A 19,998-nucleotide genomic window follows, 5' to 3' on the forward strand; every position below is an offset into this window, starting at 1 on the left:
CCATGGCCAGCACCTCCCCCCGGCGGGCCTGGCAGCAGCCCGATCCCGCCTTCTGGCAGGGCAAACGGGTGCTGCTCACCGGCCACACCGGCTTCAAGGGCAGCTGGCTGGCCCTTTGGCTCTGCGAGCTGGGGGCCCGCGTCACCGGCTTTGCCCTGGCGCCCGACACCGAACCCTCCCTGTTCGACCAGCTGGGCCTGGCCGGCCGCCTCGATCACCACGTGGGCGACCTGCGTGATCCGGCCGCCCTCAGCGCGCTGGTGGCCGCCGTCCAGCCGGAGGTGGTGCTGCACCTGGCGGCCCAGCCCCTGGTGCGGCGCAGCTACGCCGAGCCGGTGCTCACCTGGGAAACCAACGTGCTGGGCACCATCCACCTGATCGAGGCCCTGCGGCCCCTGGCCCAGCCCTGCGCCGCGGTGCTGATCACCACCGACAAGGTGTACCGCAACAACGAATGGCTCTACGGCTACCGGGAGAACGATCCCCTCGGCGGCCACGACCCCTACAGCAGCAGCAAGGCCGCCGCCGAGCTGGCGATCAGCTCCTGGCGCGCCAGCTACTGCGGCCCCCTGCCCCACCAGTCGCCCCACCTGCGCCTGGCCAGTGCCCGGGCCGGCAACGTCATCGGCGGCGGCGACTGGGCCGCCGACCGCATCATTCCCGACACCGTCCGCTCCCTGCGCGCCGGTGAGCCCATCACCCTGCGCAACCCCGGCGCCACCCGCCCCTGGCAGCACGTGCTCGAACCCCTCGGCGGCTACCTGGCCCTGGCCGAGGCCCTCGCCGAGCCGTCCGATGGCCTCGCGATGGCCGAAGCCTTCAACTTCGGGCCCCAGCTGGAGGCCAACCGGCCCGTGCAGGAGCTGGTGGAGCAGGCCCTGCACCACTGGCCCGGCACCTGGATCGATGCCTCCGATCCCACGGCCCCCCACGAGGCGGGTCTGTTGAACTTGGTGGTGGACAAGGCCCACCACCGCCTCGGCTGGTCGCCCCGCTGGGATTTCGCGACCACCACCGCCCGCACGCTTCAGTGGTATCGCCGCGTGATCGAAGCCGGCGACGACCCCGTGTCCTGCTGCCTCGACGACCTCACCGCCTATCTCGCCTGCTGCCCGCCGGGCCGATCCACCCCATGACCGCCGACCTCGACCAGCTCAAGCAGGAGATCCTCCGGCTCACCCGCGTCTACGCCCGCCGCGCCCACGCCGGCTTCCGCCCCGGCGATGACCCGGAGCGCACCCCCCACGCCGACGGCCAGACCATCCCCTACGCCGGCCGCGTCTTCACCGAAGACGAAGTCGAAGCCGCCGTGGGCACCACCCTCGACTTCTGGCTCACCCTCGGCACCGAAGGCGCCGCCATGGAGAGCGAGCTGGCCGCCTTCCTCGGGGTGCGCCACAGCCTGCTGGTCAATTCCGGCTCCTCAGCGAATCTGGTGGCCATCTCGGCCCTCACCTCCCACCGCCTGCCCGCCGAGCGGCGCCTGCGCCCCGGCGATGAGGTGATCACCGTGGCCGCCGGCTTCCCCACCACCGTGGCGCCGATCCTGCAGGTGGGTGCGGTGCCGGTGTTCATCGACGCCGACCCGATCACCGGCAACGCCCGCTGCGACCAGCTGGAAGCCGCCTTCACCCCCGGCGTCACCAAGGCCGTGATGATGGCCCACGCCCTGGGCAACCCCTTCGACCTGGCGGCTGTGCTGCGCTTCTGCCGCGCCCACGACCTCTATCTCGTCGAAGACAACTGCGACGCATTGGGGTGCTCCTATTCCATGCCCCGGGAGCTGGCCGAATCCCTCGGCTTCTCCGACAACAGCCCCGGCCTCGATGAGGGCCCCGACCGCGTCATCCGCTGGACCGGCACCTGGGGCGACATCAGCACCCAGAGCTTCTACCCGCCCCACCACCTCACCATGGGCGAGGGCGGCGCCGTCAACATCGTCCGCGACCAGAAGCTCAAGGTGGTGGCCGAGAGCTTCCGCGACTGGGGCCGCGACTGCTGGTGCCCCTCCGGCAAGGACGACACCTGCGGCAAGCGCTTCGACTGGCAGCTGGGCGAGCTGCCCGCCGGCTACGACCACAAGTACATCTACAGCCACCTCGGCTTCAACCTCAAACCCCTCGATCCCCAGGCCGCCATCGGCCGGGTGCAGCTGCGCCGCCTGCCCGAGTTCATCGAGGCCCGCAAGCGCAACTGGCAGACCCTGCGCGAAGGCCTGGTGGCCACCGAGCACGTGCTGGAGTTCTCCTTGCCCACCCATGCCACCGGCTGGGATCCGCAGACCGGCTTCTCCTGGGATGCCAGCGGCTGTCGCACCGACTGCTCCTGGTTCGGTTTCAAGATCGCCGTCAAGCCCGACGCCCCCTTCCGCCGCACCGACCTGGCCCGGGAGCTGGATGCCCATCGCATCGGCAACCGCATGCTCTTCGGCGGCAACCTGGTGCGCCAGCCGGCCTTTGTGCAGCTGCGCGCCGATCGCCCCGACGCCCTGCGGGTGGTGGGCGATCTGGCCGGCGCCGACGCGATCATGGTCGACACCCTCTTCCTCGGCACCTACCCGGGCCTCACGGCGCCGATGCTGGCCAAGGAGATCGACGTGATCCGGGCCTTCTGCCAGGCCTGATGCGGCTGTTCCTCACCGGCGGCACCGGCTTCATCGGCTCCCACGTGCTGGCGGCGGCCCTGGCGGCGGGGCACCAGGTGCGGGCCCTGCGCCGCAGCCCCGCCTCTGCCCCGGTGATCCCCCTGCCGCGCCAGCCCCAGTGGTGCGAGGGCGACCTGCTCACCTTACCGGCCTCCGCGCTGGAGGGGGTGGAGGTGGTGCTGCACCTGGCCTCGGCGGGTGTCAGCCCGAAGCAGGTGCCCTGGGCCGAGCTGGTGCAGGCCAACGTGGCCGGCAGCCTGCGGCTGCTGGAGCTGGCGGCGGAGGCGGGGGTGCGCCGCTGCGTCGTCACCGGCACCAGCCACGAGTACGGCAACGCCGCCCGCCGTTTTGCGGCCATCCCCCCCGATGCCCCCCTGGAGCCCCTGAGCGCCTACGGGGCCAGCAAGGCGGCGGCCTTCCAGCTGCTGCGCACCTTCGCCATCCAGCGGCACCTGGAGCTCTTCTACGGCCGCATCTTCACCGCCTACGGCGAGGGCCAGTTCGCGGGCAACTTCTGGCCCTCCCTGCGGCGCGCCGCCCTGGCCGGGGAGGACTTCCCCATGACCTCCGGCCGCCAGGTCAGCGATTTCGTGCCTGTCGCCGCCGTGGCGGCCCACCTGCTGGAGGCCTGCACGCGCCCCGATGTGGCCCCGGGCCGCCCCCTGGTGGCCAACATCGGCTCGGGCGTCGCCACCAGCCTGCTGGCCTTCGCCGAGGCGGAGTGGAGCCACCTGGGGGCGACCGGTAGATTGCGCCCCGGTGTGCTTCCCGACCGCCCCGATCAGATCGAGCGATACGTTCCGGACCTGGCTGGTTTGAGGCTTCCCGCGTCCCCTCTGCCCTGAATCCGATGAAGGTCCTGATCACCGGCGGTTGCGGCTTTCTCGGCTCCAACCTGGCCGCCTCCTACCTGCAGGAAGGCGCCGAGGTGATCGTGCTCGATGCCCTGTTCCGGCGCGGCTCGGCGGCCAACCTGGCCTGGCTGGAGTCCCAGGCCGCCCCCGGGCGCTTCCACTTCATCCAGGGCGATCTGGCCGAAGCCGAGGCCGTGATGGCCGTCTTCCGCCGCCACGCCCCCTTCGACTACATCGCCCATGTGGGCGGCCAGGTGGCGATGACCACCTCCCTGACCGATCCCGCCCGCGACCTGCAGACCAACGTGCTGGGCACGTTCCACGTGCTCGAAGCCGCCCGGGCCCTCTCCCCGGAGGCGCTGATCGCCTACAGCAGCACCAACAAGGTCTACGGCGACCTGGAGGGCCTCCGCTACGAGGAGACCCCCACCCGCTACCGCCTCCCCGACCACCCCGAAGGCCTCGACGAAGCCCTCGGCCTCGATTTCTCCACCCCCTACGGCTGCTCCAAGGGGGCGGCGGACCAGTACGTGCGCGACTGGGCCCGCGTTTATGGCCTGAAAACGGTGGTGTTCCGCCACTCCTCGATCTTCGGCGGCCGCCAGTTCGCCTCCTTCGACCAGGGCTGGGTGGGCTGGTTCTGCCAGAAGGCGATCGAGCAGAAGCGCGCCCACCTGGCGGGCGTGTCCCCCCAGCCCTTCACCATCGCCGGCACCGGCAAGCAGGTGCGCGATGTCCTCCACGCCGACGACCTGATCCGCCTCTACCGGGCCGCCTACGAGCACCGGGAGCGCATGACCGGCGAGATCTTCAACATCGGCGGCGGCGCCGCCAACTCCCTCAGCCTGCTGGAGCTGTTCGCCCTGCTCGCCGAGCTGCTGGCCATTCCGCCGCTCGTTTACACCCCCACCCCCCGCCGCGCCAGCGACCAGGACTGCTTCATCGCCGACATCGGCAAGGCCCAGCGCCTCCTGGGCTGGTCGCCGGCCATCTCCTGCCGCGACGGCGTCAGCCGCATGCTCGCCTGGACCGAAACCAACCTGATGGGCTGAGGCCGGGGTGAACCGAACCATGCCCGTTGCCCTGCAGAAGCTGCGCCCCCTGCTCGTCTCCGCCGGCTTTATCGGCCTCTGCGCCCTGTTCTATTTCCTGAGGCGGCCCTCCATCACCCTGGAGCCGCTCCTCTATGCGGAAGACGGATCGATCTTCCTGCAGACGGCGATCGATTCAGGCGTCCACTCCATCTTCAAGACCTACGCCGGCTACAGCCACCTGCTGCAGCGCCTGGTGGCCCTGTTCGCCGTCAACAACCTCTCGCCGCTGGATTACCCGCAGTTTTTCCTGGCGGTGGCCTGGGCCAGCTACCTGGTGCCCCTGTGCTGCATGGAGGCCCTGATCCGGATGGGGTTCTTCGGCCGGATCCTGCGCTTCTCCTATATCCCCTATGTCTTCTATCCCTATGGCCAGGAAACCTATCTCAATCTGCCCAACGCCTACATCTTCTTCCCGCTCGGCTTCATCCTGATCGCCTACGCGGTCTACGGCCGCCTGCTGCAGGGCAGCGAGGGGTCGCCCTTGCGGGTGTGGCCGGGCTTCCAGCTGCTGCTGTTTCTCTATGGGCTGGTGGCGGTGCTCACGGGGCCCTTCGTCGCCCTCTACGGCCTGCCTCTGCTGGTCTTCGTGCTGCTGAAGCGCCGTCGTCTCTCGCTGGCCCCGGTCTGGCTCACCGTGCCGGTGCTGCTCTCCTCCGTGCAGCTCTATCTCTCCCAGCTGACCTACAGCTACGAGGTTTCCACGGCCCAGGCGATCAGCAAGTTGCTGGCACGGCCGGATGCACTGCTCGACTGGTTCACCATCCACCTGGTCAGCCCCCTGTTCGGCGGCTACAAGCCGGGCTGGTACCTGCGGGTGCTGCCGGAGCCGCTGCAACTGCTGCTGGTGGCTGTGATGGTGGCCGTTGTGGTGCTGGCGGTGCGGGTGGTGAGTCGCCGGATGCGGCAGCCGGCGCTGCTCTATCTGGCCATGTTCTCCACCATGGTGCTCTCCCTCTCCAGCCTGCTGGTGGCGGTGCGCCGGGGGGCTCCCATCGTCGCCCTGACCGTGGAGGATGCCGGCGGGCGCTTCTTCTTCTGGAACACCGTTCTGTTCCTCACGATCCTGCTCACGGCCTTTGTTCTCCTGGTGCGAGATCGCACAACCCGCCAGGGAACGGCCTCCAGGATCCTGGCCTCCTGGCTGATCCTTTCGATCGTCTTCTATCACAACAACGTCGCCCGCCGCGAGGCGCCGATCAGCTACACCGAACAGCTCGAGCAGCAGTGCAGGGTGCCCGGCAAGCGGCCGATGGAGCTGCAGATCTTCGCGGGCCCGATCTGGAGCTTCCAGCTGGGTCGGCCCCAGATCGACAGACTCTGCGCCGGCGTGATGCACTTCACGCCGATGAACACCAAAGCCAGTGATGTGCTGCCAAAGCACCTCCAGCCCATGCCGTTGAAGATCGGGCAGACGATGCGCTTCCCCGTCGTTCCACTGGAGGATCACAGGATGGAGGCCGTCGGTCTGATGATCGGCACCAACAACCGGGTCAACCAAGGCGTCCTGCGCCTCTGCGTTCAAGCCCCATCGGCGGCCGCCCCTGTCTGTTCGGCGGATGTGGACAAGAGGCGCCTGCAGGACAACCACATCGCCCGGTTCCCCTTCGCCGACGGCCTGGCGGTGCGCTCCGGCGAGACACTGGAGTTTTCCCTGAGCGATCTGGATCGGCCTGGAAACAGGTCCAAGGGCGAGACGGCCGTCTATGGGTCCAGGCTGATCAGCAGCCCCGTGGCCTTTGCGGGAGTGAGCTAGCGGCCGGCCATTCCAAGGGCCACGATCCCATAACCCACGGTGATGGCCAGGATGTTGGCCGGAGCCACCGGGGCCGCATCCTTCAGCGAGAAGAACACATACAGCAGCGGATATTGCAGGCTCAGCACCAGCACGGCCAGTTTTCGATCGACCCCGGGCAGCACCAGGGCCGTGATGCCGAAGGAGGCGCCATAGCAAACAAGCGACGCCGCCAGGTAGATCGCACCGGTGCGGACACCTTCGGCCGGCGGCCTGATCCGCAAGATGAATTGGCCCAGGCATGCCGCAAGAACGGCAGCCAAAAGATACACTGCCTGCAGCATGCTTTTTGACAACATTTGCCCATGACGACGTCGACGCATCATATCGCCATTTGCATTCCCTGTTACAACGAGTCGTCCAACGTCGAAGCGCTCTATGTGAGGCTGGCCAAGGTTCTCGAACAGTTTCCGGACGATGTCTTCTCGATCGTTTTTGCTGATAACTGCTCCACCGACCACACGGTGGATCTGATCGAGGGGCTGGCGGCCAGGGACTCCCGCGTCGGTCTGATTCGCAACGTCTCGAACTTCGGTTTCGTGCGCTCCTCGGCCAATGCCCTGCTGGTGCCCGATGCGGATGCCAATGTCTTTCTGATGTCGGATCTGCAGGATCCCCCCGAGCTGGTGGCCGATCTGATCAGCGCCTGGAAGAAGGGCGACGACCAGGTGATCTTCGCCGTGCGGCGCTCCAGCCATGAAAGCCCGATCCTGTTCCTCTGCAAGAAGGTCTATTACGCCACGCTCTCGTGGCTGTCCGACTACCCAATGGTGCGTGACACCACCGGTTTCGGCATCTACGACCGCTCGGTGATTCTGGCCCTGCGGCAATCGATCGACTCCTACCCCTTCATCAAGGGCCTGGTCTGTGCCATCGGTTTCAAGTGGTCCACGATTCCCTATGTGAGCGCCGATCGCAAGGGCGGCAGCAGCTCCGCCTCGCTCTCATTCCTGGTGGATTTCGGCGTGCTCGGCATCGTCACCTCCTCCCGCAAGCCGATGCGGCTGATCACCACCGCCGGCCTGTCGCTCGGGGCCCTTTCGATTCTGCTGTCGTTCGTGGTGATGGTCAGCAAGCTGATCTTCTGGGACAGCTTCCAGTTCGGTGTGGCCATGCTGTCGGTTTCGGCGCTGTTCTTCGCCGGCACCATGATGTTCGCCCTCGGCATCCTGGGCGAATACATCGGCTTCATCAACCAGCGCACCCTGCGCCTGCCCCTGGTGGTGGAGCGCAGCCGCCACAACGTTCCCTCCCGCGAGACGAAGGTCTGAAAACCGGGGAGTCCCCCTACCATGGGGCACAGCAACGCTTCCTGCTGCTGGCCCCCATGCGCCACTCATCGAGGCTGTGCCATTGCGCCGTGCGCCCTGCGGTCACGGTTCCATGAACGCCGTTCCCCCTGACCAGCGACCCCGCCATGTGCTGGTGTTCGGCGCCGGGGGTGCCCTGGGTTCGGCCATCGGCGAAGCACTGACGGCCGCGGGTGACCAGCTCCACACGGCCGGCTCGGCAGCCGTTTCCCCCTCAGGGCGTGCCCGTTCCCATGTGGCCCTCTCCTATGCCGAACCGGTGAGTGCCGAGCTGTTTGCGGCCTTGCCGCCGCTGGATGCGGTGGTGTGGGCCCACGGCCTCAATGCCAGTGATTCGATCGCTGATTTCGATCCGACCACCTTCGAAAGTCTCTGGCAATGCAATGTGCTGTTCATTGCGGCCAGTCTTTCGGCGTTGTTGTCGGCTGGGCGGCTGGAGCGCGGCAGTCGCCTCTGCGTCATCAGCTCGATCTGGCAGCTGGAGAGCCGGCTGGGAAAACTCTCCTACACCGTCTCCAAGGCTGCGCTGCAGGGCCTGGTGAAGTCCTGCGCCATGGATCTGGGTGCGAAAGGCATTCTGATCAATGCAGTGCTCCCCGGTGTGGTGGATTCACCGATGACGCGACGGCACCTGTCCCCCGAGCAGATCGAGGCGATCACGTCCCAGACGGCCCTCGACCGCCTCGCCCAACCCGAGGACATCGCCGAAGCCACGGCTTTCCTGATCGGGCCTGGCAATCGCTTCATCACGGGCCAGTTCCTGACGGTCGACGGCGGTTTCATCGGCTTCAAGCACACATGACACCCACTGCCAGTCCTTCATGACGTCCCTGTCCCTGGCTTCGCTCCCCCCCCTCGTCATCCGCAGCTCACTGTCGGACTACAGCATCGAGTTCCAGGGGCTGACCGATCTCGGGGCATGGAAGCCTGAGGCGGACCTGATCCTGATGGATGCCTTCTTCCGGGACAGGATCAGCTTTCCAGCAGAGCAGCCCGTCATCTTCGTGGAGGCCACCGAGGACGCCAAGTCCCTGCCGCAGACCATCGAGCTGTTCGTGGCGCTCAAGCAGGCCGGACTCGGTCGCGGCTCCCGCCTGCTCGCCGTGGGGGGTGGCGTCATTCAGGACATCGCCACCTTCGTGACCTCGCTGTACATGCGAGGCATCGCCTGGGACTATGTGCCGACCACCTTCCTGGGCATGGCCGATTCCTGCATGGGGGGCAAGAGTTCGATCAATGTCGGCGCCTACAAGAATCTGATCGGCAATTTCCACCCCCCTCGCTGCATTCAGATCCTTCCTGTCTTCGCACGCACGCTGCCTGCCGTGGAGATGGCAGGAGGGGCTGCAGAGGCTGCCAAGATCGCCTTCTGCCGTGGACCTGAGGCCTTCTCCAGCTATCTGGAACTGGTGCAGCCTGTGTTGTCCGGGGCCTGGAGCGAGCAGGATCTGGCCGCCCTGCTCCATGCCACCCTGCGGGTCAAGCAGTGGTTCGTGGAGAAGGACGAATTCGACCGGGCCGAGAGGCGCTGCCTCAACTTCGGCCACACCTGGGGGCACGCCCTTGAGTCAGCGACCCAGTTCGCCATTCCCCACGGTCTGGGGGTGGCCCTGGGGATGATGGCGGCGGTCCGCTTTCTTGGAGCACCGTCCGATTGTCTGCCGCTCTGGGATCATTGCCTCCAGCTTCTGCATCCGACGCTTGATCCCACGGCCGTTGAATCATTTGATCCAGAACGCTTCCGCCGTGCCTTTCTTGCTGACAAGAAGCATTCTTCCGGTTACTATCATCTGATCGTTCCGGCCTCCAGCGGTGTGAAGCCAGGAATCGGGCCTTCCAGTGTGCTTGGGGTCGAGGAAATCAAGATCCCGGCCGGTGAGCCCCAGTTGGCAGCCATCCAGCTCGCCATGGAGGAGGCCCTGAAGGCCGTGTCGTCCGTTCCCCAGGAGATTGGTTGATGAAATACTCCGATGTGATGCTGGAGTGGCTCAAGTCCGCGGGCTTCACCCACTGCTACTTTGTCGCGGGGGGGAACATCATGCATCTGCTGAACTCCGCCCGCCATCAGATGGTGTGCGTCCCCACGGTGCATGAGGTGGCTGCCGTCATTGCCGCCGAGCATCACAATGCCACGCTGAATTCGGGAACCGCGGCAGAAGCCATCGGCCGTGCCTTTGTCCTGGTCACGGCAGGTCCGGGTCTGACCAATGGCCTCACCGGCCTGGCTGGGGCCTGGTTGGAGAGCCGCGAGCTGCTGCTGCTCGGCGGCCAGGTCAAGGTGAGTGATCTTGCCCCTCCCGGCCTGCGTCAGCTGGGTATCCAGGAAGTCGATGGTGTGGCGCTGGCGGCCCCACTGTGCAAGCAGAGTCTTTGTCTGCGGGAGCCCTTGGATCATCGATCCTTTCTGGCCAGCGTGGCCCTGAGCTGGCAGGGTCGGCCCGGGCCGGTGTTTCTGGAGCTCCCCCTGGATGTCCAGGCCCATCCGGTCCCCGAGGACTGGCTGGCGGCAGAGCCGGCCCCGCCATCCCCGGCGCCCTCGGCCGCCGCTCCCGACATCGCCCCCATCGCGGCCCGGATCGCGGCAGGTGTCGCCGCAGCCCAACGGCCGGTTCTTCTCCTTGGCGGCGGCGTCTCCCGGCCCTGTGCCCAGAAGCTTGAGTCCCTCCTGCAGTCCCTGGGGCTGCCGGTGATGACCACCTGGAATGGGGCCGATCGCTATGGATCCGAGCATTCCAATTACTTCGGTCGGCCCAACACCTGGGGGCAGCGTTACAGCAACATCCTGCTGCAGCAGTCCGACCTGCTGATTGCCATCGGCACCCGGCTCGGGCTGCAGCAGACAGGCTTCAACTGGCAGGAGTTCCTGCCGGTGGGGGATGTGATTCAGGTGGACATCGACCCAGCCGAGCTTGCCAAGCCGAATCCGACGCTGGCGGAGGCCATTGAGGCCGATGCCGATGCTTTTCTGAGCCAGCTGCTCCGTCATGATCTTGGCCAGCACCCGGAATGGCTGGCCTTCTGCCAGGACGTCAAATCCCTGGTGCCCCTCTCTGAGGCCTGCAATGCCACGGCGGAGGGCTATCTGAATCCCTACGACATGGTGATGGACCTCTCCAGGGTCTGCGGTGATGCCGACCATATCGTTCCCTGCAGCAGCGGTGGTGCCTTCACCGTGATGATGCAGGCCTTTCTCCTGCGTCAGGGCCAGACGATGCTCACGAACAAGGGCCTGGCGAGCATGGGCTATGGCCTTTCGGCGGCGATCGGTGTGGCCCTCGCCGACCGCCACCATCGCACCGTTCTGGTTGAGGGGGATGGTGGGTTCAGCCAGAACCTCCAGGAGCTGGCCACGGTCGCCGTCAACGGGCTGAATCTCAAGATCTTTCTGTTCTGCAATGAGGGCTATGCATCGATCCGCATGACCCAGAAGAACTATTTCCAGGGTTCCTATGTTGGCTGTGACGTTCGCTCCGGTCTGGGGTTCCCCGATTGGAGGCTCCTTGGCAAGGCCTATGACGTGCCCGTCCACACCCTCTCCGCTGGGTGGTGTTCCGACGATCCTGTGTTCCTTGAGTTATGGGAGCGTCCATCTCCAGCGTTGTTCCTTGTACCCATCGATCCGGAGCAAAGCTATTTCCCCAAGATCTCCAGCCGTATCAGTGCCCAGGGTGGCATGGAATCCAATCCGCTTCACAGGATGACTCCCGACCTCCCCGACGAGATTGCATCTTGTGTTTACCGATACCTACACACATCCGAGTAATCAGAAGCGTACATTTCTGGTAAGATTCGACCAATCGTCACGAGATCCATGAACGCTCATGAACGGAAGATGTTGGATATTCTTAAGCGCGGAAGGGAATGTTTCGGGGTGGTCGCTACAAAGGCTGAGTTTGAGGCCGAAGGTACCCGTACGGACGAGCTCCTGAGGCTGCTCGAAATCGCCCATAAGGCCGATGTAGGTATGGCCCTGAAGGTGGGTGGCTGCGAGGCCATCCGTGACATGCTTGAGGCGCGGCAATTTGGGGTCAATTACATCATTGCGCCCATGGTGGAATCCCCCTATGCCTTGGGGAAATTCATTGCCGCCAAGAACAAGGTCTTTGCTCCCGAGGATCAGGAGGATGTCAAGTTCCTGTTCAACGTGGAAACAATCGCGGGCTATCGCTGCATCGATGATCTGATCGCAGCAGCCTCTGCGGAGGTTGGCTGCAATGGCGTTGTTTTTGGCCGCGTCGACTTCAGCTGTTCGCTTGGCGTCGGTCGGGAGGGCTTGGAAGGCAACGAGGTCACCGCGGTTGGAGAAGATATCGCCATGAAGTGCCAGAAGGCCGGTCTTGAGTTCGTTGTTGGTGGAGCCGTGTCGATTGATGCGTTTCCCAACCTGAAGCGATTCCAGGCTGTCCATCTGGATCGTTTCGAAACCCGCAAGGTCATCTTCCAGGGATCCGCCCTTGACTCGCCTGATCTTGCAGAAGCCTTGCTGCAGGCTGTTCACTTCGAATTGCTCTGGCTCCTCAATAAGCGTGAGTACTATGGCCTGATGTACCAGGAAGACCAGATGCGCATCGAGATGCTGGAGAGCCGTTGGAAGGTGCTTGAGCGCGACGCCTGATCTTGAGCCACGCGATGCTCGATCTTGAGCCATTCGATCGATAACGGACGAAACAGTTATTTCACTTCCACGCCACTTGCTGATGTCTGAATTTCATTCCAAGCCCATTGCTGTCACCGGTGCCACCGGGTGGGTGGGAAAGACCGCACTGCACGAGCTCCAGCGTCTGCTCGCGCCCGATGTCTTTCGTCAGCAGGTCCGCGCCTATGCCAGCAAGCCCGGCTTGCTGAGCACCACAGCCTATGGACAAGACCAGTCGTTCGATTATCCCGTCCATCCACTGGCCGACCTGCCGGAGCATGCGAAGCAGGAGCCCTTTGGCTATCTCTTCCATGGGGCCTTCTTCCCTCGCTCAGGGCTGGATGCTGTCGGTGTCGACGCCTATATCGCGATCAATCGGGAGATCACGAGGCTTGTCTGCGAGGCCCTTGTGCATTCACCCGGCGTCAGGGCTGTGAACATCTCCTCCGGTGCCGCGGCGGCCTTTGACCACACCGGTCCGGCCTCTGAAGAAAAGACCGCTGAAAACCCCTATGGCGCCCTCAAGTATGAGGAGGAAGTGCGGATCAGGGAGCTCACCGCCAGCCTCATCCTGAGGATCTACACGCTCTCGGGCAGATTCATGACGAACCCTGAGATCTATGCCCTGGGTGACTTTCTTCTCAAAGCCCGGGACGGTAGCCAGATCATCCTGAAGTCCAAGAACCGTGTCGTCCGCGGCTTTGGCCACGCCGGCAACATTGTGGCGTTGGCCTGGGCGTGGCTGGCAAGCGACCACCCGCCACTGGAGGGCCCCCTGGCCACCGTCAGCGAGGAAACCGATCTGACGTCCCTGGCACAGAGAGTCAGCAGGTTATTCAGCCTTCCTGAGCCCGTCTCCTCTGTTGACCCGGGCCTCACGCCGAATGTCTACTCCTCTGATCCCGCTCCTTTCCTGGACTTCCTCTCCACCCATGGCCTTTCCGCATGGACCCTGGATGAGCAGATCACCGATACCGCTGCTGGCCTTAAGGGCTGACCGGCTGATGCAGAACCTCAATCCCGTCCTGCCGGAGTGCGGAAACATGGGTATCCGGAGGATAGGTGGACAGGATAACGCCGAGGATTTCTTTGGTGTACGCCGGAGCGGCGATGATGATGGCATTGGCTGCCCGGGATAGGGCTTCGGAGGGAGAAATGATCTCAATGTGTGTGGCGGGCGAGTATTTGCCCTGTTTGAACTCTGCCGAATCAATAATGTACTCAATCTTCTCTCCAATACCCGCACAGGCGATGATCGTAAAGCCTTGATGGCTGGCTCCCCATAGGGCCACGCGCCTGCCCTGGGCCTTGAGATCATCAATCAACGCATTCAGCTCGGTGCGTAGCTTCATGTAGTTGGTGGACAGCCCACTCAAGGCAACAACTGGCCGCTTCCTGACGTAGGCATAAATGGTGTCTTCATTGAAGAGGCCCATCTCCTGGATGTCAAACCCATTTGTTTCGAGCATGCGCCGCAGCGTGGTTTCCGTAAAGTAGAGCAGGTGATCCCTGACAAACTCGTAATAGGCGTCATAGCGCAGAATGTGATCAAAGCTTGGCACCGTAATCAGTCCAACGCCATCGGGCGCCAGGCTGCTGTGAATTCCAGCCAGCATGCCGCATGGATCTGGTTGGTGTTCAAGGAAGTTGATCGAGAGAAACCCGTCATAGGGTGCGTTCGGCACCCCGCATTCAGCGGAGTCGACAAATCCTTCGACGACGTCGAGGCCCTTGCTTTGTGCGGCGAGGACGGAGGCACTTGAATGCTCAATTCCAGAGATCCTTACCGATTCGCTGGAAAAGAGTTGGATGAAGTCCCCCTTGCCGCAGCCGACTTCGATCAGATGCTTGCCGTCCAAAGAAAACTTTTTGACAAAGTCCTTGAACAGCTCAAGCTTCAGATTGGCAAAGACACCCTTGACCGGCATCGCCCTGATCACATCGCGATAATAGGCAACGGGTTCACAGTCAAGCTGCAAGGTCTCACAAGAGAGGCATTGCCTGACGCTGAAATCGATTCCCTTGTCTGAAGCCAGCTCTTCCTTCGTTGGCATCTGTTGGGCGCCGGAAGGGAGATCGCTGTAGTGAAGGATCGGCTCCGACAGCTGATGGCCGCAAACGAGGCAAGTCTGTCTCACGATGGATGCCGCCCTTAGTCATGTCATCGTAGTACGGACTCAATAAGAAGGCGACCACCAACGACTTCGCTGATGACTCTGGTGGTATCCCTGCTTCTCACCTCCCCGGGGCAGCAGATTCAGCTCTGGGGTTCGTCCTGCTCTGTGCGCCTGGTGGATATCTTCTGCTTGTACACAAACGTGCTCCATGCATAGCCAACGATCAGGGATGTGGCGGCGCCCAGCACCGTCAGCTCCGTTCTGCCGATCACTCCCTTGAACAGGGCGACGATGATGGCTCCAGCCGTAATGGTGGGCACGATGGAAACGATGTAGCGCCTGATGGAAACCCGATATCCCTGGCTGCTGGGGAAGACAAGAAAGCGAAAGCTGAAGTATCTCAGGACATGACAGGTTGCTTCTGCAATGCCCAGGGCGATAAACGCACCCATCGGATAGGCAAGCCAGAAAAGAGCTGGGCCTAGAATGGTGAAGGCGATGCCGTTGAGTCCGTAGCGGGTGAATGAATGGCTAATCATTCGGACTCTGGCTCTGGCGCATCAAGGTATATCTGAGCTTCGGCCTGAAGCCGGAAAGGCGCAGGCCTTCGATCTGCCTGGAGACCACCGCCATGGTCAGCATCTGCAGGCCAAAGCTGATCAGAACTAGGGCCATAACCGTGGGGATGCCGCCTTCGTACTGACTGTTCCCAGACAAATAGTTGGCGAGCAGGAACAGGGCCACCATGAAAGCAAAGAGAACCCCAAACCCGCCGATGGTGAGGGCCAGTCGACTGGCGGCTGCGTCTGCGGACAGCAGAGCTCGGATGGCCTCCAAGGCATACCCTGCACCGCGATAGGAGGATGTCCCCCGGGTTCGATCGGCCTGCCTGTAGTGAATCAGCACGGGCGAATGGCAACTGTTGGCGATGCACATGCGCAGGTTCATCCCGGACTCATCCCAGTAGCGCAGGATCTCCTCGACAACCTCTTTTCGGTAGCAGCCGAAGCCATGGAAGCCACTGGGAACCTGTTGGAGCCTCGAGGAATAGCCCAGGGCCTTGTAGTACGTCCTGCGGGCCATCTGCAGCAATGGTCCCCCTGCCGAACGACTCTTCACGGCCAGCACCGCATCCTTGGAATTGTCCTGAAGCAGCCGCACCACCATCTCCACACTCTGCTCGGGAGGATCCTGAAGATCGGAACAGAGACAGATCATCAAGCTGCAATCGCCCGCATGCTTGAAGGCGTTTACGGCTGAAGCCTCCGGTCCGTAGTTGCTGCTGTTGGCGATGCCAATGACCTGAGGGTCCTTGGCGACAATGCGCTGAATCACCGTCAGGCTCTCGTCGCTGCTGTTGTTGTCGGCAATCACCATGCCGAACTCAAGGTCGTCAGGGTTCGGGAGGGCTGCTCTGATCTGCTCGAAGGCTTGACGACAACGCGAATGCAACTCCTCAAGGTTCAGCGACTCATTGTAGGCCGTTGATACGTATACGAGTCGTTCGGATGTCATGCTGCAGACGAGTGCTGTCGTTTCCACGTTAGCCGACATTTCTCGATTGCCATCAGATTCCATGCATGCCCTCGCCCTGCTGCATGACCATTCCTTCGCCGGACTCCGGATTCAACGGTCGGATTCACGTGCCCGTGCCCCTTTGAAGTCTCCCAGCGGCCAGGAGCACATTGATCCACGTTGATGTCGTGTATCGTGGCGAACATACGTGTTCGTCGCATGGGCCTGGCCGCGTCAAGGCGTCATCCCTTTGAGTCCAGGCCATCGGGGCCCAAGTCATCTGGGCTCCGTTCAGCGGATTTGAACATCGGCCTTCTGTTGTTCACCGTTCTATCGACGGCCGTTCTGGCCCGCATTGTTTCGGAGGGGCTGATCACCCACGGATTTGATGACGACGTTCATTTCGCCGCCTCCCTGGCGCGCCGTTACCTGTTGCTGCCTCCCGGCACGGAGGTGGTGGATATGTATACCCAGGGCTTTCTCCATCCCCTGCTCTATGTGCCGCTTCTGGCCCTGCTGCGGGCCCTCGGCGTTCCGTCCTCCTTGCAGGATGGATTGGCCATCGCCTTCGTCCAGTCGGTGGCCGTTGGCCTCATCGCTCTGCTGGCCTATGTCGGAAGTCGGGCGCTGCTGAACCGGGCCGCCGCCGTAGCCGTTGCCTGCTTCTGTGTCGGGCCGCCCCTGCTGCTGCGGCCCCTGGACCCGTCACTCACCCAGCTCTCTCCCAATGGCGAGATTCTCGGCAGCGTGCTGCTTCTGGGGATGTGGGCCCTGCTGGTCCACCGTCCCCAGGTCCAGGGCGCCCTGTCTGGAGTGGTGGCCCTTTCCGTCGCCGCCTTTCACCTCAAGTACCAGCTGGTGCCCCAGGCGTGGGCCCTGATCCTGGGTGCCGGCCTCGGCCGGCAGCGGGCCCTGCGGCTCCTGGCCATCTCCCTGCTGGCCTGTCTGCTGGCCGACCTGGTCGTCTATCGCATGGGCGGCTATGGGCTGTTCAGTCGGGCGGGTTCCCTGCTGGGCGACTACATGGGCCTCGTTGACGTCGATGGCCCCCGTCAGGAGTCGTCCGGGTTCTCCCTGCGGGGTGTGGCCGTCTGGTTAGTGGTCCAGGGCCACACGCTGGTCGGCACCGCCCCTGAGCGGTTGACGCGGTTTCTGGCCACGCTCCGCACCCTGGCTTCAGAAGCCCCCCAATTCCTGCTGGCCTGGTCCGTGTGGCTGCTTCCCCTGCTTCAGCGCCGCCGGTATGGGCCCCATTCCCGCCACGACCTCAAGGCCGCACTGCTGCTCTCGCTCGCCACCATCGCTGCGATCCTGCTGCCCAACAAGGGCATGCTGCACTACTACCTGTTGCTCATCCCCACAGCGGTCGTGGTGATGGCCACAGGGCTGGCCAATCTCCCGAATCTTGCCTGCCGCGCGGCCGGTTCAAGGCCGTTCTCCCCTGGGTCCCTCGGGCGAGCCGCCATCCCGTGGTGGGCTCCGCCGCTGGCCCTGGCCCCCGTCATGGCTCTGCTGGTCGGAACGGGGCTGACGTTGAACCGGCAGCTGGCGGCCAGGGGGAACCCCCAGGCGGCTCTGCTTCCGGCCGACGCCCGTCAGGCAGGGCTGCACGTCTATGGCTGGAACTCCCGCCTTTTCGGCCTTCAGGACACCCATAGCAGCGATCTCAGGCTCGGCACCCTGCTGGCGCTGTCCTGGATGAAACAGGACACGGAGCCCTACATCCGGGCCCTGGATGGTCCGCAGGGCCGGCCCCGTTTCGTGCTCGACCATGTGGCCTCTCCGAACAGGGGTGGTGTGCTGGCGGCGGCTAACTTCCCGCCCCTGGAGCAGCTGGCCCGGCGCCACGGCGTCAACCTGCTGGAGATCTACCGGGTGCGCCAGAGCAACACGTTGGGCATCCTCTACGAACGGATCAGTGATCCGCAGCAGAAGCATGAAAAAAGCCGGGAGTGAGATCCCGGCTTCCTGTGGATGGATGGCTTGATGGGGCCTTAGGCCGGGCAGAAATCAGCCCAGCGCCTTGGCGGTGGCCACCACGTTGTCGACGGTGAAACCGAACTTCTCGAGGCAGACGTTGCCGGGGGCGGAGGCACCGAAGCTGTCGATCGAGACGCTGGCGCCGTCGAAGCCGGTGTACTTGTGCCAGCCGAAGGAGCTGGAGGCCTCCACCACCACCCGCTTGCGCACGGCGGCGGGCAGCACCGACTCGCGGTAGGCGGCGTCCTGCTCCTCGAACAGCTCGACGCAGGGCATCGACACCACCCGCACGGCCTTGCCTTCAGCGCTGAGCTGGGCGGCGGCCTTGACGCAGAGGTCGAGCTCGGTGCCGGTGCCGATCAGGATCAGGTCCGGGGTGCCGCTGCAGTCGTTGAGGATGTAGCCACCCTTGGCGACCTTGTCGGCGGCGGAGTTGGCTTGGTTGACCATGGCCTGGCGGCTGAGGGCCAGCACCGTGGGGCGCTTGCGGTTGGTGACGGCGACCTTGTAGGCCCCCACCGTCTCGTTGCCGTCGCCGGGGCGGATCACCAGCAGGTTGGGGATGGCGCGCAGGTTGGCGAGGGTTTCCACGGGCTGGTGGGTGGGGCCGTCTTCGCCCAGACCGATCGAATCGTGGGTGAGCACGTAGATCACGCCCAGCTCGGAGAGGGCCGACAGCCGCATGGCGCCGATCATGTAGCCGGCGAAGACCAGGAAGGTGCCGCCGTAGGGGATCAGGCCGCTGTTGTGGTACGCGATGCCGTTGAGGATCGCCGCCATGGCGTGCTCCCGCACACCGAAGTGCAGGTAGCGGTTGGCTTCGTGGCCCTTCTGGAAGCTGGCCTCGCCCTTGATGTCCGTGAGGTTGGAGTGGGTGAGGTCGGCGGAGCCGCCGATCAGCTCGGGCAGGCCGGGGCCGAAGGCGTTGAGGGCGTTGTAGGAGTGCTGGCGAGTGGCCAGGCCCTTGTCCTCGGGGGTGAACACCGGCAGGGACGCATCCCAGCCCTCGGGCAGCTCACCGCGCAGCAGCCGCTCGAACTCGGCGGCCTCGGCGGGGTAGCGGCTGCGGTAGGCGGCCAGGCTTTCGTTCCAGGAGGCTTCGGCGGCGGCACCGCGCTGGATCGCCTGGCGCCAGTGCTCGTAGGCGGGCTCGGGCACTTCAAAGGCTCCATAGCTCCACTCCAGCTGCTGGCGGGTGAGCTCGGCCTCCTCGGCCCCGAGGGCGGCGCCGTGCACGCCGGCGGTGTTGGCCTTGTTGGGGGAGCCATAGCCGATCGTGGTGGTGACCTTGATCAGGCTGGGACGGTCGGTGACCGCCTTGGCCGCTTCGATCGCCCGGGTGATGGCGGCCACGTCGGTGTTGCCGTCCTCGACGTGCTGCACATGCCAGCCGTAGGCCTCGTACCGCTTCATCACGTCCTCGGTGAAGGACACGCCGGTGTTGCCGTCGATGGTGATGTGGTTGTCGTCGTAGAGGGCGATCAGCTTGCCCAGACCCAGGTGGCCGGCCAGGGAGGCGGCCTCGCCGGAGACGCCCTCCTGGTTGCAGCCGTCACCCATCAGCACGTAGGTGTAGTGGTCGACAATGGTGGCGTCGGGCTTGTTGAACTTCGCCGCCAGGTGGGCTTCAGCGATCGCCAGGCCCACGGCGTTGGAGATGCCCTGGCCGAGGGGCCCGGTGGTGACTTCGACGCCCGGGGTCTCGAAGGTTTCGGGGTGGCCGGGGGTGCGGGAGCCCCACTGGCGGAACTGCTTGATGTCCTCCAGGGTCACGCTGTCGTAGCCGGTGAGGTGCAGCAGCGCATACAGCAGCATGCAGCCGTGGCCGGCCGAGAGCACGAAGCGGTCGCGGTTGAACCACTGCGGATTCTTCGGGTTGTGCTGCAGCACCTTGTCCCAGAGGGAGAAGGCCATCGGTGCGCAGCCCATCGGCAGCCCGGGGTGCCCCGAGTTGGACTTGTTGATCGCGTCGACCGCCAGGAAGCGGATGCTGTTGATGCAGAGCGTCTCTACGTGACTATCGACCTGGGTGGAGGGGGCGGCGACCATGGCTTGA

Annotated in this window: 17 protein-coding genes; 12 read left to right on the plus strand and 5 right to left on the minus strand. The window is 64.4% G+C overall.

Annotation, left to right across the window (positions count from 1 at the left end):
- The first annotated feature begins 2 nt into the window (after nt 1-2).
- The 5 genes from rfbG to KUG38_RS07300 are packed head-to-tail and all read left to right on the plus strand — an operon-like array spanning nt 3 to nt 6,345.
- Nucleotides 3-1,136, plus strand: a complete 1,134-nt coding sequence (rfbG, locus tag KUG38_RS07280; protein ID WP_216920278.1) for a CDP-glucose 4,6-dehydratase — start codon at nt 3-5, stop codon at nt 1,134-1,136.
- Nucleotides 1,133-2,623, plus strand: a complete 1,491-nt coding sequence (rfbH, locus tag KUG38_RS07285) for a lipopolysaccharide biosynthesis protein RfbH (protein ID WP_216920280.1) — start codon at nt 1,133-1,135, stop codon at nt 2,621-2,623. The genes rfbG and rfbH overlap by 4 nt, the downstream gene beginning before the upstream one ends.
- Nucleotides 2,623-3,489: an NAD-dependent epimerase/dehydratase family protein gene (locus KUG38_RS07290; RefSeq protein ID WP_216920282.1), complete on the plus strand. Its 867-nt coding sequence runs from the start codon at nt 2,623-2,625 to the stop codon at nt 3,487-3,489. The genes rfbH and KUG38_RS07290 overlap by 1 nt, the downstream gene beginning before the upstream one ends.
- Nucleotides 3,490-3,494: 5 nt before the next feature.
- Entirely contained in the window at nt 3,495-4,550 is a 1,056-nt protein-coding gene (locus KUG38_RS07295; protein WP_190612502.1) for an SDR family NAD(P)-dependent oxidoreductase, read from the plus strand.
- A 19-nt stretch (nt 4,551-4,569) separates the two neighbouring features.
- Nucleotides 4,570-6,345 (plus strand): hypothetical protein, encoded by a 1,776-nt coding sequence (locus KUG38_RS07300; protein ID WP_216920284.1) that lies wholly within the window; start codon nt 4,570-4,572, stop codon nt 6,343-6,345.
- Here the strand turns inward: KUG38_RS07300 and KUG38_RS07305 are convergent.
- A complete protein-coding gene (locus KUG38_RS07305) occupies nt 6,342-6,680 on the minus strand; it encodes a hypothetical protein (RefSeq protein ID WP_216920286.1) in 339 nt (112 codons plus the stop codon). The genes KUG38_RS07300 and KUG38_RS07305 overlap by 4 nt on opposite strands.
- Nucleotides 6,681-6,689: 9 nt before the next feature.
- Here KUG38_RS07305 and KUG38_RS07310 point away from each other — a divergent pair, with 9 nt between their 5' ends.
- From KUG38_RS07310 to KUG38_RS07335, 6 genes are all read left to right on the plus strand, one after another.
- Nucleotides 6,690-7,655, plus strand: coding sequence for a glycosyltransferase family 2 protein (locus KUG38_RS07310; RefSeq protein WP_216920288.1), 966 nt, complete (start codon nt 6,690-6,692; stop codon nt 7,653-7,655).
- Nucleotides 7,656-7,767: 112 nt separating this feature from the next.
- On the plus strand, nt 7,768-8,496 hold the full coding sequence (locus tag KUG38_RS07315) for an SDR family NAD(P)-dependent oxidoreductase (protein WP_216920290.1): 729 nt from the start codon (nt 7,768-7,770) through the stop codon (nt 8,494-8,496).
- Between the two features lie 145 nt (nt 8,497-8,641).
- A complete protein-coding gene (locus KUG38_RS07320) occupies nt 8,642-9,652 on the plus strand; it encodes a 3-dehydroquinate synthase (RefSeq protein ID WP_216920292.1) in 1,011 nt (336 codons plus the stop codon).
- The gene (locus KUG38_RS07325; RefSeq protein WP_216920294.1) at nt 9,652-11,457 is read left to right on the plus strand and encodes a thiamine pyrophosphate-binding protein; all 1,806 of its coding nucleotides are present in this window, start codon (nt 9,652-9,654) and stop codon (nt 11,455-11,457) included. Before KUG38_RS07320 ends, KUG38_RS07325 begins: the two co-directional genes overlap by 1 nt.
- 48 nt (nt 11,458-11,505) lie before the next feature.
- Nucleotides 11,506-12,309, plus strand: coding sequence for an aldolase/citrate lyase family protein (locus tag KUG38_RS07330; RefSeq protein WP_216920295.1), 804 nt, complete (start codon nt 11,506-11,508; stop codon nt 12,307-12,309).
- 82 nt (nt 12,310-12,391) lie between these two features.
- Nucleotides 12,392-13,327 carry an NAD-dependent epimerase/dehydratase family protein gene (locus tag KUG38_RS07335; protein ID WP_216920296.1) on the plus strand — a complete coding sequence of 312 codons (936 nt, stop codon included), beginning with the start codon at nt 12,392-12,394 and terminating at the stop codon, nt 13,325-13,327.
- Here the strand turns inward: KUG38_RS07335 and KUG38_RS07340 are convergent.
- From KUG38_RS07340 to KUG38_RS07350, 3 genes are all read right to left on the minus strand, one after another.
- Complete coding sequence (locus tag KUG38_RS07340; protein ID WP_216920297.1) at nt 13,317-14,384, minus strand: class I SAM-dependent methyltransferase; 1,068 nt, start codon at nt 14,382-14,384, stop codon at nt 13,317-13,319. The two genes, KUG38_RS07335 and KUG38_RS07340, sit on opposite strands and share 11 nt — an antisense overlap.
- Before the next feature lie 203 nt (nt 14,385-14,587).
- Nucleotides 14,588-14,986 (minus strand): hypothetical protein, encoded by a 399-nt coding sequence (locus KUG38_RS07345; protein WP_216920298.1) that lies wholly within the window; start codon nt 14,984-14,986, stop codon nt 14,588-14,590.
- Nucleotides 14,979-15,962, minus strand: a complete 984-nt coding sequence (locus tag KUG38_RS07350; protein WP_216920299.1) for a glycosyltransferase — start codon at nt 15,960-15,962, stop codon at nt 14,979-14,981. The genes KUG38_RS07345 and KUG38_RS07350 overlap by 8 nt, the downstream gene beginning before the upstream one ends.
- Nucleotides 15,963-16,262: 300 nt before the next feature.
- On the opposite strand from KUG38_RS07350, the gene KUG38_RS07355 reads away from it, so the two are divergent.
- Complete coding sequence (locus KUG38_RS07355) at nt 16,263-17,918, plus strand: hypothetical protein (RefSeq protein WP_216920300.1); 1,656 nt, start codon at nt 16,263-16,265, stop codon at nt 17,916-17,918.
- 54 nt (nt 17,919-17,972) lie between these two features.
- Here KUG38_RS07355 and tkt read toward each other — a convergent pair whose 3' ends face one another.
- Nucleotides 17,973-19,991, minus strand: a complete 2,019-nt coding sequence (gene tkt, locus KUG38_RS07360; protein ID WP_216920301.1) for a transketolase — start codon at nt 19,989-19,991, stop codon at nt 17,973-17,975.
- Nucleotides 19,992-19,998: the final 7 nt, after the last annotated feature.

It is taken from the genome of Synechococcus sp. CCAP 1479/9, assembly GCF_019038535.1.
In the GTDB taxonomy this organism is placed as follows: domain Bacteria; phylum Cyanobacteriota; class Cyanobacteriia; order PCC-6307; family Cyanobiaceae; genus Cyanobium.